Below are 15,307 nucleotides of genomic sequence, written 5' to 3'. Positions count from 1 at the left end.
TGGGGCTGGATAGGGTGGACCTCGTTGAGACTCTCGTCCCGTAGTGCGGGACGCCTGACCCTGGAGCGGCTTATGAGCGCTGTGACCCCCGCTGGAGGCGACACCGCGGCGGGCCGCTCCTGGCCCCTGCTGTTGAACGGCCTGCTGGAGGGCCGGGACCTGACGGCCGACGACACCGCGTGGGCGATGGACCTGATCATGCGCGGCGAGGCGACGGACGCGCAGATCGCCGGGTTCGTGGTGGCGCTGCGCGCCAAGGGCGAGACCGTCGAGGAGATCGCCGGGTTCGTCCGGGCGATGTACGAGCACGCGAACGTCATCGAGGTGCCGGGCCCGACGGTCGACATCGTCGGCACGGGCGGCGACGGGGCAAAGACCGTCAACATCTCCACCATGTCGGCGATCGTCGTCGCCGGCGCGGGCGCGAAGGTCGTCAAGCACGGCAACCGCGCCGCGTCCTCGGCGTCCGGCGCGTCGGACGTCCTGGAGAAGCTCGGCGTCAACCTGGAGCTGCCGACGCACCGGGTGGCCGGGGTGGCCGAGGAGGCCGGGATCACCTTCTGCTTCGCGGCGAAGTTCCACCCGTCGATGCGGTACGCGGGCGCGGCACGCGGCCAGTTGGGCATCCGGACGATCTTCAACGTCCTCGGTCCGCTGACCAACCCCGCGAAGGTCCGGTCCCAGGCGGTCGGCGTGGCGGACGCGCGCATGGCGCCGATCGTCGCGGGCGTCTTCGCCGAGCGCGGCCACTCCTCCCTGGTCTTCCGCGGTGACGACGGCCTCGACGAGCTGACCACCACGGCCACCTCCCGGGTCTGGGTCGTCCGCGACGGCAAGGTGACCGAGGAGGCGTTCGACCCGCGCGAGGTGGGCCTCGAGCTGGTCCCGGTGGAGGCGCTGCGCGGCGCGGACGCCTCCTACAACGCCGAGGTCGCCCGCCGCCTGCTGGACGGCGAGCAGGGCCCGGTGCGGGACGCGGTGCTGCTGAACTCGGCCGCGGCCCTGGTGGCGCTGGAGCCGGGCCCGGGCACGCTGGCCGAGCAGATCCGCGCCGGGATGGCGAAGGCCGCCGAGTCGATCGACTCCGGGGCCGCCAAGCGGACCCTGGAGCGGTGGGTGGCCGCCAGCAACAAGTAGCGCACGACCGGGCGTCCCGCGATCCGGACTCGGGTTGCGGGACGCCGATCACTTCACGTACGTTCCCGTACCAGGTCATGAGTGACAGTCATGAGGCCCCGGCCGACTGTCCGGCAACCCTCCGTCCGTGGCGGGGTGCCCCGGGTGAAGACCAGGCCGCAGGCAGCGAGGTCTGCGGCAAGCGCGGACCCCTCGCACACTTCTGAAAGGTGTGGGACCAGGGGTCCTGGTCGACGAGGAGCCTTCCGTGAGTCAGCGAATGCGATAGGGCCGCAGAGCCCCGCCTCCGCACACACCCTTTCTCTCTCTTCACCCCTGTCTCTCACGGGAGTTCACCATGTCCGTCTCCACCGTTGCCGCCGACCGTTCCGTTTGTGCCCCGCTGCCCGTTCTGGGCCGGGATGTCACCGTGCCGCTCGTGACCGGCGGTGAGGTCACCTACGCCGCGCTCGACTACGCCGCCAGCGCCCCGGCACTCCAGCGGGTGTGGGACGACGTCGCCGCCTACGCGCCGTACTACGGCAGCGTCCACCGCGGTGCCGGGTACCTGTCCCAGCTGTCGACCGACCTGTTCGAGAACGCCCGCCGGACCGTCGCGGAGTTCCTCGACTGCCGCGCCGACGACCAGGTGGTGTTCACCCGGTCCACCACCGACTCGCTCAACCTCCTCGCCGCCGCCCTCCCGGAGGGCTGCGAGGTCTTCGTGTTCGAGACCGAGCACCACGCCTCCCTGCTGCCCTGGCGGGACGCCCGCGTCACCTACCTCGACGCGCCGGGCAGCCCCCGCCAGGCCGTGGAGACCCTGGAGCGCGCCCTCGCCGACCGGGACCCGCACGGCCCGGCCCTGGTCTGCGTCACCGGCGCCTCGAACGTCACCGGCGAGCTGTGGCCCGTACGGGAGCTGGCGGCGGCCGCGCACGCCCAGGGCGCGCGGATCGTGCTGGACGCCGCCCAGCTGGCCCCGCACCACCCGGTGTCCGTCACGGACCTCGACGTCGACTGGGTCGCCTTCTCCGGGCACAAGTTGTACGCGCCCTTCGGCTCCGGCGTCCTGGCCGGGCGGGCCGACTGGCTGCGCGAGGCCGAGCCGTACCTCGCGGGCGGCGGCGCCTCCCGCAAGGTCGCGCGGCGCGACGACGGGGGAGTGGACGTGGAGTGGCACGAGAGCGCCGCCCGCCACGAGGCCGGCTCCCCGAACGTCATCGGCGCCTACGCCGTCGCCTCCGCCTGCAAGGCCCTCACCGACGCCGGATTCGACACCCTGGTCGCCCGCGAGCGGTACCTGATCGAGAAGGTGCGCGCGGGGCTCGCCGAGGTGCCTCAGGTCCGGATCCTCTCCCTCTTCGGGGACGACGCCCCGCGCGTCGGGGTGATCTCCTTCGTCGTCGACGGCTGGAACAGCTCCCACTTCGCCGCCGCCCTGTCCGCCGAGTACGGCATCGGCGTCCGGGACGGGCTGTTCTGCGCCCACCCGCTGCTGCGCACGCTGCTCGGCAGCGACCCGCAGACGCAGGGCGAGTGCGGGGCGCCCGAGGCGGCGCCCGGGGAGAAGTCCCTCAACGCCATCCGCGTGAGCTTCGGGGCCGGCACGCCGGACGAGCACGTCGAGCGGTTCGTGAACGCGGTGAAGGAGCTCGTGACGGACGGCGCCAAGTGGAACTACCGCACGGAGGACGGCCGTTGCGTCCCGGACACCTCGGCGTGAGCCGGTAGCCGGGCGCCCAGGACGATCATCCGCAGGGCCCGCTCGGTGGCGTCGGTGAGCAGCTCGCTCGCCCGCAGCAGCGCCTCCGCCAGCTCCATCGGGGCGGGCAGGATGCCGTGGCAGGCGTCCACGCCCGGCACTTCGTGCGCGCCCTCGCCGAGCGTGCCCGCCAGGGCCAGGACCGGGCGGCCGTACAGCTTGGCCCGGCGGGCCACCTCGGCCGGGACCTTGCCCCGGGGCGTCTGGTGGTCCAGGGCGCCCTCGGCGGTGACGACCAGGTCGGCGCGGGCCAGGCGGGCGTCCAGGTCGAGGTGGTCCAGCAGCACGTCGAAGCGGGGCAGGAGGCGGGCGCCGAGCGCGGCGAGGCCCGCTCCGAGGCCCCCGGAGGCTCCGGTTCCGGGGCCGTACCGGAGGTTGGTGTCCGGGACGGCGACGTCCCGGGTGAGGACGAAGGCCCAGTTCTCCAGCGCGGCCGACAACTCCTCGACCTGCTCGGGCGTCGCCCCCTTCTGCGGCCCGAAGACCCGGGCCACACCGCGCTCGCCGCACAGCACGTTGTACGGGTTGCAGGCGACGAGCAGTTCCACGTCGGCGAGACGGCGGTCCATACCGGTCGGGTCGATGCGGTGCAGGCGCGTCAACTTCCGTCCGCCGTACGGGAGTTCCTGTCCGTTCTCGTCCAGGAGGCGGGCGCCCAGCGCTTGGAGCGCGCCCGCGCCGCCGTCCGAGGTGCCCGAGTCGCCGCAGCCGACGAGGATCCGCCGTACGCCCGAGTCGAGCGCGGAGCGGATCAGTTCGCCGACGCCGTACGTGGTGGTGGCGCCCGGGTCGCGCAGGTCGCCCGGGACGAGGGAGAGGCCGGCGACCGCCGCCATCTCCACCACCGCGGTGTCCCCGTCGCCCAGGAGGGCGAAATGGGCGGCGATGGTTTCCCCGACCGGGCCGGTCGCGGGCACGGTGACGATCCTGCCGCCGGTCGCGGCGGCCAGGGCGACGGCCGTGCCCTCGCCGCCGTCCACCAGCGGGACGAGGTCGAGCTCGGCGTCGGGCAGGACACGGCGTACGCCGGCCGCGATGGCGTCGGCGGCGGCCTCCGCGGACAGGGACTCCTTGAAGCCGCTGGGGGCTACGACGACACGGGTCAGCATGGAGGGCTCCTTAACGGGTGACGGAGACGCCGAGCAGCGGCCACACGGCGACGGCGAAGAGCAGCACGAGGACGGCGGTCAGCGGGGCCAGGAAGGCGGACAGCCGCAGCAGGTCGCGCGGGGTGTAGGTGGGGGTGCCGGGGAGCTGCGCGAAGAGCGTGACCGGCTTGGCGGAGGCGGGCAGGGTGTGGCAGAAGCCCGCGGCGGCGGTGGAGGCGAGCGCGGCGGCGACCGGGTTGACGCCGACGCCGACGGAGGCGGCCACGACCAGCGGCACCAGGACCGAGGAGCGGGCCGAGCGGGACTGCAGGACCAGGTGGGCCGCCGTGCTGACGGCGATCACGATCGCCAGGAACACCACCGGGGACTCGTCCGCCGGCAGCCCGGAGACCAGCCACTTCGCCGCCCCCGAGTCGGCGAGCGCGACGCCCATCGCCATCGTCGCCGCCATGAACAGCAGCAGCGACCAGGGGACGGTCTTCAGCGCGTCCTTCAGGCGCACGGTGCCGAGGGCGGGCGAGGAGGCGATGACGGCGCCGATCAGCGCGACCAGGGCCGGCGGCACCCGGTGCAGCGGCTCGCTGCACCACAGGAGCACCACCGTGGCGAGGAGCAGGGCGCAGCGCTTCTCGGCCTGGCTCCAGGGGCCGGTGACCGGCTGCTCGCTGTGCTCCTGGATCTGCTCGGGCGTGATGCGGACGGGGCCGCGACGGTCCGCGCGCCGGGTCGTCGTCAGCAGGACCACCTCGGCGGCCAGGTGCGAGGAGACCACGGCCAGCGGCAGCCCCAGCAGCAGCCACTCCGTGAAGCCGATGTGCTGCCCGGTCGTCTCCCACAGCACCGACACGGTGATCAGATGCGCGCCCGCGCCGATCAGGGTCGCCACCGCCGACAGGAGGATCACGGTCGGGAACAGCAGCGCCAGCATCACGACCAGTCGATTCCGGTCGGCGAGGACCTTCGCCAGGGCGAGGAACACCGGCAGCGCGAGCGCGGCCCGGCCCGAGGTGGCGGGCACCGCGAACGCCGTGACGACCAGGGCGGCGGTCGTCAGGTGCACCAGCTGCCGTACCGTGCGCGCCCCGCTGACCAGGAACACCGCGGCCCGGCCCGCGAGCCCGGTCCGGCTCACCGCGGCGGCCAGCACGAACGCGCAGATCAGCAGCCAGACCGTGGCATCGCCGAGCGTGCCGAACAGGGTGTCGCTGCTGATCACCCCGGTCACTGTGAGCGCGAGCCCGGCGCCCAGCGCGATGTAGGTGTCGTCGATCGACGTCCCGATCCAGGCGCAGGTCGCGAGTGCGAACACGGCGAGAGTGAACCGGGCGTCGCCGCCGAGCCCCGGGAAGTTCGCGGGGACGGCGAGCAGCGCGCACAAGGACAGCGCGATGCCCAGGGCGGTGGTGGTTCGGAGGTTCAGCGTCACACCGTCGAGGATTCGCCCGGGCGGTGAGCCGTCGATGAGTCCTTCATGAAGGAACTTTCACCACAGTGCCCAGGGGCGCGGGGAACGGCGCGGTCAGCCCACGACGACCCGCACCCGGCAACGGCGCCCGAGCGGCACTACGGCAGCCGATACCCCATCCCCCGCACCGTCTCCACCCGCTCCGCCCCCAGCTTCTTCCGCAGCGTCCGCACGTACACGTCCACGATGTTGGACCCCGGGTCGAAGTCGTACCCCCACACGTGGGACAGGATCTGCTCCCGGGACAGCACCTGCCCGGGATGCCGCAGGAACAGCTCCAGCAGCACGAACTCACGCGCCGTCAGATCGACCGTCCGTTCCCCGGACCGGGCGCGCCGCGTGCGCAGATCGAGGCTCAGGGAGCCCGACCTGAGCACCGTCACCTCCGGCGCCCGCGCCGCCGTGCGGAGCCTGAGCCGCACCCGGGCGAGCAGTTCCTCGAACCGGAACGGCTTGGTCATCCAGTCGTCGGCGCCGCCCTCCAGACCGGCCACGGTGTCCCGGACGGAGTCCCGCGCGGTCAGCACGATCACCGGCACCGTCACCCGCGCCTCCCGCAGCTCGCGCAGGATCGTGAAGCCGTCCCGGCCGGGCAGCCCGATGTCCAGGACGACGAGGTCGAAGCCGCCGGTCAGGGCGTACTCGTACCCCGCGTCGCCGTCGGTGACGACGGTCGTGGTGAAGCCGTTGGAGCGCAGGCCCTTCTCCACGAAGGAGGCGATGCGCTCCTCGTCCTCGACGATGAGGATGCGGTTCACGGCAGGTCCCCTTCCGGTACCCGGTGCGCGTGCAGGACGAGGGCGAAGGTGGCGCCGCCCCCGGGTGTGTCGTGGAGCCGTACCCGGCCCCGGTGGCCCTCGGCGATCGCCTTGACGATGGACAGCCCGAGTCCGGCGCCCGAGCCCCGGGCGCCGCGGCGGGCCGTGCCGCGCCGGAAGCGCTCGAAGATCACCTCCCGGTCCTGGGGCTGCACCCCGGGCCCGGAGTCGGCGACGTACAGCTCCAGGTCCGGGCCGTCGGCGCGGGAGCCGATGCGGATGGTCTGGCCGGTCGTGGTGTGCTGCACGGCGTTCTGCGCGAGCTGCACCATGGCCTGGGTGATCCGCTGCGGATCCAGCTCGGCCTCCAGGTCGGCGACCCCGTCCAGCCGCCAGTCGCGTTCGCCGAGGGTGCGGGCCTTGACGTAGACGTCGGCGGTCAGTTCGGCGACCTGGACCGGCTCGGGCGTGACGAAGTCGGGGCGTTCGGCCTTGGCGAGCAGCAGCAGGTCCTCGACGATGCGGCTCATCCGGTCCAGCTCGTCGGTGACCAGCCGGACCGTCTCCTCCCGCTCGGCCGGGTCGTCGCCCATGACCTCCAGATGGCCGCGCACGATGGTGATGGGCGTGCGCAGCTCGTGCCCGGCGTCGTCGACGAACTCCCGCTGCGCGGCGAAGGCCCGCTCCAGCCGGTCGAGCATGCCGTTGAACGTCTCGGCGAGGGCCGCTATGTCGTCGTGGCCGTGCACCGGGATCCGGCGTGTGAGGTCCTGCTCGGTGAGCTGCGCGGCCGCGGTGCGCACCACCCGCACCGGCTTGAGGATCCGCCCGGCGACCGCCCAGGCGATGCCGACGGTCAGCAGCAGGGCGGCCCCGGAGATGACGAGCAGCGTGCGGAAGACGGTGTTCACGCGGGCCTGCTCCCGCTCCGGGTGGAAGGCGACGACGAACGCGGCGTCCGGCGCCCGGCCCGGCTGGGCCACGGTGACCTTGGCCCAGCGGATCTCGCCGTGCGGCCTGTGCAGCACACCGGAGGAGTCGGGGGAGTCGAAGATGCGGCGCCGCGCCTCCGGGTCCCGGTGCAGGGGCAGGGCGACGGGCAGGTCGTGCGGCTGGCGGATCTGCCGGGGGCCGCGGTCCGCCCGGCCGACCAGGCCGATCAGCTCCTCGTCCGCGTCCGGGTACTGCCGTTCCAGGAAGACCGTCAGCAGCCGGTCCGCGTCGGTGAACGGCCGGCCGGTCTGCGGATCCCCGCCGCGCTCCTCGAAGTTGGCGAACTCGCCGGTCTCCTGGGTGAGCAGCCGGTTGATCCGGTTGTCGACGTCCCGCATCAGGAACGAGCGGGTGGTCATGGCCACCGAGGCGAGCGCGACCGCCATAACGAGCAGCAGCCACAGCAGGATGCGGACCCGGGCGGAGATCCGCCGGCGGCCCGTGTCAGTTGTCGTTCCCGGCGTCGTCGTCGCCCGGCCCGTCGTCTCCGGTGCCCCGGCCGCGGTCGTCGTCGTCATCGTCACTCGCTGAGCTGTCGGTCACCGGAGGCCGCGAGACGACCTCGTCGCCCGGCGTGGACTCGGGCGAGGGCTTCGGGGTCGGCTCCAGGGTGGAGGTGGGCGTGGGCGTGCCGCGGTCCAGCTCCACCTGCTGGGCGGGCACCTTGGGCGACTCGGGGCGGTCGGCGAAGGCGTAGCTGGTCGCGGCGATGCCCAGCGGGATCAGCACGACGGCGGACAGGGCCGCCATACGACGGGAGAAAGCCATGCGCCCGATCCTGCGGACGGAACCCGGAGCGGACGATGAACCCCGGATGAAGAACTCTTCATCCGGGGAGCCGGGGGGCCCGGTCCCAGGGCGTGCCGGACAGGCCTAGCTGTCCAGGCCGATCGAGAACGCCGCCTCCAGGTCGTGCTGCGAGTAGGTGCGGAACGCCACGTGCGTGTCCGTCCCCTCCACACCGGGGATCTTGCTGATCCGGCCCGGGATGACCTCCGCCAGGTCCTCGTGCTGCTTCACCCGGACCATCGCGATCAGGTCGTAGGTGCCGGTCACGGAGAAGACCTCGCTGACGTTGTCCAGCGCCGCGATCGACTCCGCGATCTCGGGAATCCGGTCCACGCTGGTCTTGATGAGGACGATCGCGGTGATCACGGCTGGTTCTCTCCCTCGGGGGCCGGAGCAGGGGCGGCCTTCACTCTAGTGGGGCTGGTCGGGCGGCCGTAGCGGACCGATGCGTAGCCGAAGCCGAGCCCGAAGCCGATCAGGTGGGCGAGGTAGGCCACCCCCGGCCCGTCCGAGGCCCGCCCCGCCGCCAGCCACTGCAGGGCCGCCCAGAACGGCAGGACGATCCACGCCGGGAAGCGCACCGGCAGGAAGAAGAGGAACGGCAGGAGACTGGTCACCCGGGCCCGGGGGAACAGGTACAGGAACGCGCCGAGGACCGCCGAGATCGCCCCCGAGGCGCCGACCAGGGACTGCTCGGAGTCCGCGTTGGCGACGGCGTAGCCCAGCAGGGCCAGGTAGCCGCAGCCGACGTAGAACAGGGTGAACTGCACCCGGCCCATCCGTTCCTCGGTCATCGCCCCGAAGACGTAGAGGAAGAGCATGTTGCCGAGCAGGTGCACCCAGCTGCCGTGGACGAACAGGGCCGTCAGGGGGGTCAGGGCCGATCCGGCCGACCCGTCGAACAGTTCTGCGGGGATCACGCCCCAGCGCCGGAAGTAGGCCCGCTGCTCGGCGAGCAGGCCGTCGCCCGCGCCGTACGCCGGATTCAGGCCCGAGGCGGGCCCTGCCAGGAAGAGCAGGCAGCACAGGGCGATCAGTGAGTACGTCACCGGCGCCGACGCTCCCCGGACCGATCGGGCCGCCCGGACGATCGACGCACTCCACGTTCTGATCATGAATACAGAGCATGACGTAACCGGACGCAACCGCACAGACCGCCTCGCCGCCGTGGACGCGTGGGCCACGGGGAGCCGCCAGGCCGTAGGGTTACGAGCCACACGCACCGGGGAAGCCGGTGGCGTCACGGACACTAGAAGGAAAGAGAACAGGTCACGATGACGGTTCCCCTGCCGACCGCCGGGACGCGGTGGCGCTGCACCCTCTGCGGCAACCTCACGAGGTTCGACGTGACCCGCTCGTCGAAGGTCGTCGAGTACGTCCACCTGGACCTGGCCGGAGAGCCGAAGGTCGAGGAGCGCGAGGTGCTCAGTGAGACCATCGAGTCGGTGCGCTGCCGCTGGTGCAACGCGGTGGACCAGGTGGAACTCGTGGACAGGCCGGGTGCCGGCTCCTGACAGGAGCGGCCCCCGCACAGGCATTGGGGTGTGACGGATGGTGGAGACCACGGGCGGGGGGCCGGGCGACGGCGCCGCCGAGGTGCTCGACCGTCCGCTGCCCGACGGCGTGCGCCGCAGGGTCGTGCAGATCGTCTCCGACGGCTTCGGCTCGCTGACGGTCGGCGAGCTGCCCGCGCAGCTCAGGCAGTACGCCCGGTTCGCCCCGAACCGCCGGGCCAAGTTCGCCGGCAACGCCATGGCCGCGGCGCTGGAGACCGACCCGCTGTTCCGGCAGCGCATCGGGGAGCAGCTCAGAGAAGCCCAGCCGGAACTGACCGGCGCCCTCGACTCAGGCTCCCCGCCCCCGGCCGCGGACCCGCTCGACGTGGCGGCCGCGGCCTACGTACTGCGGCCCCTCGGCTGGGTGAAACTGGTGACCGCCGCCGGCGAGGAGGCCCAGCGGGCCGACGCCGAGCGTGCCGACGAGGAGAACCGGGCCGAGCTGGAGCGGCTGCGTGCCGAGCTCGACCGGGCCCGCGACCACACCCGGGCCGAGACCGAGCGGCTGCGCGCGGAGCTGGAATCGGCCAGGAAGGAAACCGAGTCGCTGCACCGCAAGCTCCGCGCCGCCCTCAGCGACGTCAAGCGCGGCGAGGCCGCCCTGCGCAAGGCGCACGGCGAGATCGAGGCCGTGCGCGCCGAGGGGCAGGCCCAGGTCTCCGCCGCCGAGAGCGAGACCCGGCGGCTCAAGGCGCGGCTGGGCGAGACCGAGGCCGCCCTGGAGGCCGCGCGCCGGGCCGCCCGCGAAGGCCGCAGCGTCGAGGACATGCGGGTGCGGCTGCTGCTGGACACCCTGCTGGACGCGACCCAGGGGCTCCGCCGCGAACTGGCCCTGCCGCCGGTGTCGGTGCGGCCCGCCGAGACCGTCGACGCCGTCGAGCCGGGCCGGATGACCCCGAAGGACATCGCCGCCCGCGCCCTGTCGGAGAACGACCCGCAGGTCCTCGACCAGCTGCTCGCGCTGCCGCAGGCCCACCTCGTCGTCGACGGCTACAACGTCACCAAAACGGGCTATCCGCAGATGCCGCTGGAGAAGCAGCGCCTGCGGCTGCTCGGGCAGCTCTCCCAACTGGCGGCGCAGAGCGGCGCCGAGGTGACCTGTGTCTTCGACGGGGCCGAACTGGCCGCTCCGGTGCTGCTCGCGCCACCGCGCGGCGTCCGCGTGCTGTTCTCCAAGCCGGGCGTCACCGCCGACGAGCTGATCCGCCAGCTGGTCCGCGCCGAACCCCCGGGCCGCCCGGTCATCGTGGCCTCCACCGACCGCGAGGTCGCCGACGGAGTGGCCCGCGCGGGCGCCCGTCCCGTGGCCTCGGCGATGCTCCTCAAGCGCCTTTCGCGGTCGTAGGGGGCGTACGTCCGCTCCGTAACCTCCGGGCGTGATGCCCGAATTGATGGGACCTGTGGGGCACGTTAAGTCAAGTGGGTCTCACCGCCTGTGAATCCAGATGAAAAGATGGCTTGCTGTGGCGCAATTTTTCAGCTGAGGATTTGAACTGATCACAGGAAGGTCACTAGGGTCAGGCCCCGAACCTCCGCTCGGGTGATCACTCATCGGGAGAGACGGCGGAGGGGCCAGAAGGAGCTTTTCACCCGTGGCGTCCCACCGTCGTCCCAAGCAGCCGAGCCGCGCACGTGTGACCGTGCTGACCACCGCCGCCGCCGCTGCCGTCGCCTTCAGCTCGCAGGCCGCCAACGCCGCCCCCAGCGAGAAGCCGAGCAAGGACGAGGTCAAGGCCAAGGTCGACAAGCTCTACGAGGAGGCCGAGCAGGCCACCGAGAAGTTCAACGGCGCCAAGGAGAAGCAGGAGAAGCTCCAGAAGGAGATCTCCACCATCCAGGACAACGTCGCCCGCGGCCAGGAGGAGCTCAACGAGCTGCGCGACAGCCTCGGTCTCGCCGCCGCCTCGCAGTACCGCACCGGCAGCATCGACCCCTCCGTCCAGCTCTTCCTCTCCTCCAACCCGGACGACTACCTCGACAAGGCCTCCACGCTCGACCAGCTGAGCAGCCAGCAGGTCGAGGCGCTGAAGAAGGTCCAGGAGAAGCAGCGCGAACTCGCCCAGGAGCGCGCCGAGGCCTCCGAGAAGCTCAAGGACCTCGCCTCCACCCGCGCCGAACTCGGCAAGAAGAAGAAGGAAGTCCAGGGCAAGCTCGCCTCCGCGCAGAAGCTGCTCAACAGCCTCACCGCCGCCGAGAAGGCGGAACTCGCCGCCGAGCAGAACCGCGCCAGCCGGGCCAGCGAGCGCGAGGCCCTCAGCGCCGACGTCCCGCCCGGCTCCGGCCGCGCCGCCGCCGCCTTCGCCTTCGCCCAGAGCCAGCTCGGCAAGCCGTACGTCTACGGCGCCACCGGCATGAGTTCCTACGACTGCTCCGGCCTGACCTCCCGGGCCTACGCGGCGGCCGGCGTGCAGATCCCGCGCACCTCCGAGCAGCAGGCCCAGATCGGCACGAAGATCTACTCGGTCAGCCAGCTCAAGGTCGGCGACCTCGTCTTCTTCTTCAACGACCTGCACCACGTCGCCCTCTACGCCGGCAACAACACGGTCATCCACGCCCCGCGCACCGGCACGGTCGTCCGCTACGAGTCGATGGACACCATCGGCGGCCCCTTCATGTTCGGCGTCCGGGTCTGACCCGAGCCCCCGGCGTCTCCAAGATCAGGACGCGGTGTCCGCCGTTCGGGCGAATCGCGACAGCCCCGAGTGAGCCCACGCCCCGCCGGTGACCTGCGTCAGCGGCGGGGCGTCGTGCCGCGTTCCCACGGATGGTCGTTGGCGGCCCCCTGCCACGGGGCTACTGTCTGCCGCGTTCCAAGTCCGCCAGCGGAAGGAGAGCGGCTTCCCGTGGGGTCCCAACACCGCCTTGCACCGTCCGGGTTCGACCGCGGCGCCAGTGTCGCGGTCGGCTTCCTGTCCGTCGCGGCCGCCGCCCTGGGCGCGGTACCGGCCGGCGCCGCACCGTACGACGACACCCGGGCCAAGGTGGACCGGCTCTACGCGCAGGCCGAGAAGGCGACCGAGGCGTACAACGAGGCCGACGAGCGCGCCGACGAGCTGCGCGCCGAGGTCGGCACCGCCCGGGACCGGATCGCCCGGCAGCAGCAGCGCATCAACTCCATGCGGGACTCGCTCGGTTCGCTCGCCGGCGCCCAGTACCGCTCGGGCGGCATCGACCCCTCCCTCGCCCTGCTGTTCTCCGAGGACCCGGACGACTACCTCGACAAGGCCTCCCGGCTGGACCGCGTCACCGCCCACCAGGCCGGCGAGCTGAAGGACCTCCAGGACGCCATGCGCGAACTCGCCCAGGAGCGCGAGGAAGCCACCGGCAAGCTGCGCGAACTGGAACAGAGCCGCAAGGCCGTCGCCGCCCACAAGAAGACCGTCGAGCAGAAGCTCGCCGCGGCCCGGCGGCTGCTCGACTCCCTGCCGGACGACGAGCGCGACGCCTATGACCGCGCCTCCCGCTCCGGCCGCACCGGCATGCCCGACCTCGGGAGCGCCACCGCCGCCTCGGGACGCGGGGCCGCCGCCGTGGCCGCCGCCCGCAGCGCGCTCGGCAGGCCCTACGTCTGGGGCGCCAACGGGCCCACCGGCTTCGACTGTTCCGGCCTGATGCAGTGGTCGTACGCACAGGCCGGGGTCTCCCTGCCGCGCACCTCGCAGGCCCAGCGGTTCGCCGGCCGGCAGGTCCCGCTCTCCGAGGCGCGCCCCGGTGACCTGGTGGTCTACCGGTCCGACGCCAGCCACGTCGGGATGTACATGGGCAACGGGCAGGTCATCCACGCGCCCTACCCCGGCGCGCCCGTGCGCTACGACCCGGTCGGGATGATGCCCGTCTCCTCGGTCACCAGGGTCTGACCGGCTCGGCCCCGCGCCCGTACGATCAGGAGCGTGGCTGGTCGAAGGTCGGGGTCCGCGGTGGTGGCGCTCGTTCTGCTGCTCGTCGCCCTGGTGGGGTGCGGCGGGCCCTCCGCGGCCGACAGCGCCACGGCCGACGTCCAGCGGCTCCTGGACCGGCGGGCCGCGGCGGTCCTCGACCACGACGAGCGGGCCTGGGAACGGACCGGCACCGGGGGCGATTTCACCGCACTGCGGGCGGTGCCCCTGTCCGACTGGTCGTACCGCGTGACCGCACTGCACCGCACCGGCGACACGGCCACCGCCGACGTCGAACTGCGCTACCGCCTCGCGGGGCACGACCGGGCGCCGGTGACCGCCGGGCGCACCCTGCGGCTCGGCCGGGACGCGGACGGACGGTGGTCCGTCGACGCCGACCGGCCCGCGAAGAAGTCCGCCCAGCAACTCTGGGACCAGGGGGCGGTGCAGGCCGTCCGGGGCGCCCACAGCCTCGTCCTCGGCGTCGGGCAGTCGGGCCGGTCGCTGCGCGACTTCGCCGATCTGGCCGACCGGGCCGTGCCCGCCGTGTCGGACGCGTGGGGCGCCGGCTGGAGCCGCCGCGTCGTCGTGCTCGTACCGAAGTCGCTGGAGGGGATGGCGGGGCTGCTCGGCTCGCCCGCCTCCTCCTACCGCGGGATCGCGGCCGTCACCACCGGCGAGACCGGCGCGCCCGCCCGGGCGCCGGCGGACCGGATCATCGTCAACCCCGAGGCGTTCGCCCTCCTCGGCGGCCTCGGCGAGCAGGTCGTCCTCACCCACGAGACCACCCATGTGGCCACCCGGGCCGCCACCACCCCCGCGACGCCCCTGTGGCTGTCGGAGGGCTACGCCGACTGGGTCGGCTACCGCGCCGTCGGGCGCAGCCCCGTCGAGGCCGCGCCCGAGCTGTCCCGGGCGGTGAGCGCGGGGCGGGTCCCGGAGGGGCTCCCGGACGACGAGGACTTCGGCTTCACCGGCGACGCGAGCCGGCTGGCCCGGGCCTACGAAAGCGGCTGGACGGCGTGCCGGCTGATCGCCGAACGCTGGGGCGAGGCGCGGCTGCGCGAGTTCTACCGGGCCGTCGGCGAGCACCGGGAGCGGGCCGGGGCGGTGGAGGAGGCGATGCGCGAGGTGCTGGGGACCACGCCGGAGGCCTTCACGGCCGAGTGGCGGAAGTACCTGCGCACTGAGCTGGGCTGACCCGCAGGTGACCGGGCCCGGCCGCCCGCGGCCTCAACCCGGCTGTTCCAGCAGCTCGATGGCCTCCCGCAGCCAGGCCCGTTCCGCCTCGCCCGTCGCCCGGGCGACCCGCAGCATGCCCTGGCGGAACAGGTCGGCCGCCTCCTCGGCCCGGACCGGCTTGCCGGAGTCGTAGAAGAAGCTCGTCGGGGCTTGAAGGAAGTCCAGCCGGCGGCGCAGCACCGCGGCCTGCTCCTGCCGGTCAGGCAGGTGGCGCAGGAACGCCAGGACCGTGTTGAAGCGGACCTGGTCGGTGATCTCGGTCTGCTTCGGGTGGCGCAGCCGCTCCAGCAGGTCCGCGCGGCCCTGGTCGGTGAGGGCCAGGATCCGGCGCGGGGCCGCGCTCGCCCCCGGCTCGGTGCGCTGGTCGAGCAGGCCGGCCCCGACCAGGCGCGTGATCGCCGGGTAGAGCGCGCCGTCGCTGACCGGCCGGACGTGGCCGGTCAGCGCCTTGATGCGCTCCTTCAGCTCATAGCCGTGCAGGGGTTCCTCGGCCAGGAAGCCCAGGATCGACAGCTCCAGCATGGTCCTCCTTGCGGACGCGTACTCCGCATGCTACCTCTTAACGAGCTACCTCTAACCGAGGTAGCTCGCATCGAGGGTCACCTCCTCGTATCGAGGGTCACCGTGACTCGGGGGGGA

General features: G+C 72.9%; 15 protein-coding genes and 1 riboswitch. Of the genes, 7 read left to right on the top strand and 8 right to left on the bottom strand.

Going from position 1 to position 15,307, the window contains the following annotated elements:
- The first annotated feature begins 72 nt into the window (after positions 1-72).
- Together trpD and C1703_RS10180 are read left to right on the top strand one after the other, a co-directional pair.
- Positions 73-1,137 (top strand): anthranilate phosphoribosyltransferase, encoded by a 1,065-nt coding sequence (trpD, locus tag C1703_RS10185; RefSeq protein WP_114251604.1) that lies wholly within the window; start codon positions 73-75, stop codon positions 1,135-1,137.
- A 73-nt stretch (positions 1,138-1,210) separates the two neighbouring features.
- Positions 1,211-1,327: riboswitch (SAM riboswitch) on the top strand.
- A 147-nt stretch (positions 1,328-1,474) separates the two neighbouring features.
- A complete protein-coding gene (locus C1703_RS10180; protein ID WP_114251603.1) occupies positions 1,475-2,842 on the top strand; it encodes an aminotransferase class V-fold PLP-dependent enzyme in 1,368 nt (455 codons plus the stop codon).
- Here C1703_RS10180 and C1703_RS10175 read toward each other — a convergent pair.
- From C1703_RS10175 to C1703_RS10145, 7 genes are all read right to left on the bottom strand, one after another.
- Positions 2,797-3,990, bottom strand: coding sequence for a glycerate kinase (locus tag C1703_RS10175; RefSeq protein WP_114251602.1), 1,194 nt, complete (start codon positions 3,988-3,990; stop codon positions 2,797-2,799). The genes C1703_RS10180 and C1703_RS10175 overlap by 46 nt on opposite strands.
- A 10-nt stretch (positions 3,991-4,000) precedes the next feature.
- Positions 4,001-5,416, bottom strand: coding sequence for an SLC13 family permease (locus C1703_RS10170; RefSeq protein ID WP_198678133.1), 1,416 nt, complete (start codon positions 5,414-5,416; stop codon positions 4,001-4,003).
- A 137-nt stretch (positions 5,417-5,553) separates the two neighbouring features.
- Positions 5,554-6,213, bottom strand: coding sequence for a response regulator transcription factor (locus C1703_RS10165; protein ID WP_020272949.1), 660 nt, complete (start codon positions 6,211-6,213; stop codon positions 5,554-5,556).
- On the bottom strand, positions 6,210-7,592 hold the full coding sequence (locus tag C1703_RS10160; protein WP_114251601.1) for an ATP-binding protein: 1,383 nt from the start codon (positions 7,590-7,592) through the stop codon (positions 6,210-6,212). Before C1703_RS10160 ends, C1703_RS10165 begins: the two co-directional genes overlap by 4 nt.
- Positions 7,593-7,650: 58 nt before the next feature.
- Positions 7,651-7,974, bottom strand: a complete 324-nt coding sequence (locus C1703_RS10155) for a small secreted hydrophilic protein (RefSeq protein ID WP_114251600.1) — start codon at positions 7,972-7,974, stop codon at positions 7,651-7,653.
- 105 nt (positions 7,975-8,079) lie between these two features.
- On the bottom strand, positions 8,080-8,361 hold the full coding sequence (locus C1703_RS10150) for an Lrp/AsnC ligand binding domain-containing protein (protein ID WP_114251599.1): 282 nt from the start codon (positions 8,359-8,361) through the stop codon (positions 8,080-8,082).
- Positions 8,358-9,110, bottom strand: a complete 753-nt coding sequence (locus C1703_RS10145; protein WP_114251598.1) for a rhomboid family intramembrane serine protease — start codon at positions 9,108-9,110, stop codon at positions 8,358-8,360. Before C1703_RS10145 ends, C1703_RS10150 begins: the two co-directional genes overlap by 4 nt.
- Before the next feature lie 159 nt (positions 9,111-9,269).
- On the opposite strand from C1703_RS10145, the gene C1703_RS10140 reads away from it, so the two are divergent.
- The 5 genes from C1703_RS10140 (at position 9,270) to C1703_RS10120 (ending at position 14,626) form a co-directional block, all read left to right on the top strand.
- Positions 9,270-9,509, top strand: coding sequence for a hypothetical protein (locus C1703_RS10140; protein WP_114251597.1), 240 nt, complete (start codon positions 9,270-9,272; stop codon positions 9,507-9,509).
- 37 nt (positions 9,510-9,546) lie between these two features.
- A complete protein-coding gene (locus tag C1703_RS10135) occupies positions 9,547-10,896 on the top strand; it encodes an NYN domain-containing protein (RefSeq protein ID WP_114251596.1) in 1,350 nt (449 codons plus the stop codon).
- Positions 10,897-11,143: 247 nt separating this feature from the next.
- Complete coding sequence (locus C1703_RS10130; protein WP_114251595.1) at positions 11,144-12,184, top strand: C40 family peptidase; 1,041 nt, start codon at positions 11,144-11,146, stop codon at positions 12,182-12,184.
- Between the two features lie 210 nt (positions 12,185-12,394).
- Positions 12,395-13,408 carry a C40 family peptidase gene (locus tag C1703_RS10125; RefSeq protein WP_114251594.1) on the top strand — a complete coding sequence of 338 codons (1,014 nt, stop codon included), beginning with the start codon at positions 12,395-12,397 and terminating at the stop codon, positions 13,406-13,408.
- 33 nt (positions 13,409-13,441) lie between these two features.
- Positions 13,442-14,626: a hypothetical protein gene (locus C1703_RS10120; RefSeq protein WP_114251593.1), complete on the top strand. Its 1,185-nt coding sequence runs from the start codon at positions 13,442-13,444 to the stop codon at positions 14,624-14,626.
- Between the two features lie 33 nt (positions 14,627-14,659).
- Here C1703_RS10120 and C1703_RS10115 read toward each other — a convergent pair whose 3' ends face one another.
- A complete protein-coding gene (locus C1703_RS10115) occupies positions 14,660-15,190 on the bottom strand; it encodes a PadR family transcriptional regulator (protein ID WP_114251592.1) in 531 nt (176 codons plus the stop codon).
- Between the last annotated feature and the right edge of the window lie 117 nt (positions 15,191-15,307).

Source organism: Streptomyces sp. Go-475 (assembly GCF_003330845.1).
Classification (GTDB): Bacteria; Actinomycetota; Actinomycetes; order Streptomycetales; family Streptomycetaceae; genus Streptomyces.
This window is presented reverse-complemented; position numbering and strand designations above follow the sequence as displayed.

What these genes read in the sequence shown, in the direction of transcription:
- trpD (WP_114251604.1), top strand. Translation starts at nt 73, where the DNA reads ATGAGCGCTGTGACCCCCGCTGGAGGCGACACCGCGGCGGGCCGCTCC.
- C1703_RS10180 (WP_114251603.1), top strand. Translation starts at nt 1,475, where the DNA reads ATGTCCGTCTCCACCGTTGCCGCCGACCGTTCCGTTTGTGCCCCGCTG.
- C1703_RS10175 (WP_114251602.1), bottom strand. Translation starts at nt 3,990, where the DNA reads ATGCTGACCCGTGTCGTCGTAGCCCCCAGCGGCTTCAAGGAGTCCCTG.
- C1703_RS10160 (WP_114251601.1), bottom strand. Translation starts at nt 7,592, where the DNA reads ATGGCGGTCGCGCTCGCCTCGGTGGCCATGACCACCCGCTCGTTCCTG.
- C1703_RS10155 (WP_114251600.1), bottom strand. Translation starts at nt 7,974, where the DNA reads ATGGCTTTCTCCCGTCGTATGGCGGCCCTGTCCGCCGTCGTGCTGATC.
- C1703_RS10145 (WP_114251598.1), bottom strand. Translation starts at nt 9,110, where the DNA reads ATGATCAGAACGTGGAGTGCGTCGATCGTCCGGGCGGCCCGATCGGTC.
- C1703_RS10140 (WP_114251597.1), top strand. Translation starts at nt 9,270, where the DNA reads ATGACGGTTCCCCTGCCGACCGCCGGGACGCGGTGGCGCTGCACCCTC.
- C1703_RS10135 (WP_114251596.1), top strand. Translation starts at nt 9,547, where the DNA reads ATGGTGGAGACCACGGGCGGGGGGCCGGGCGACGGCGCCGCCGAGGTG.
- C1703_RS10115 (WP_114251592.1), bottom strand. Translation starts at nt 15,190, where the DNA reads ATGCTGGAGCTGTCGATCCTGGGCTTCCTGGCCGAGGAACCCCTGCAC.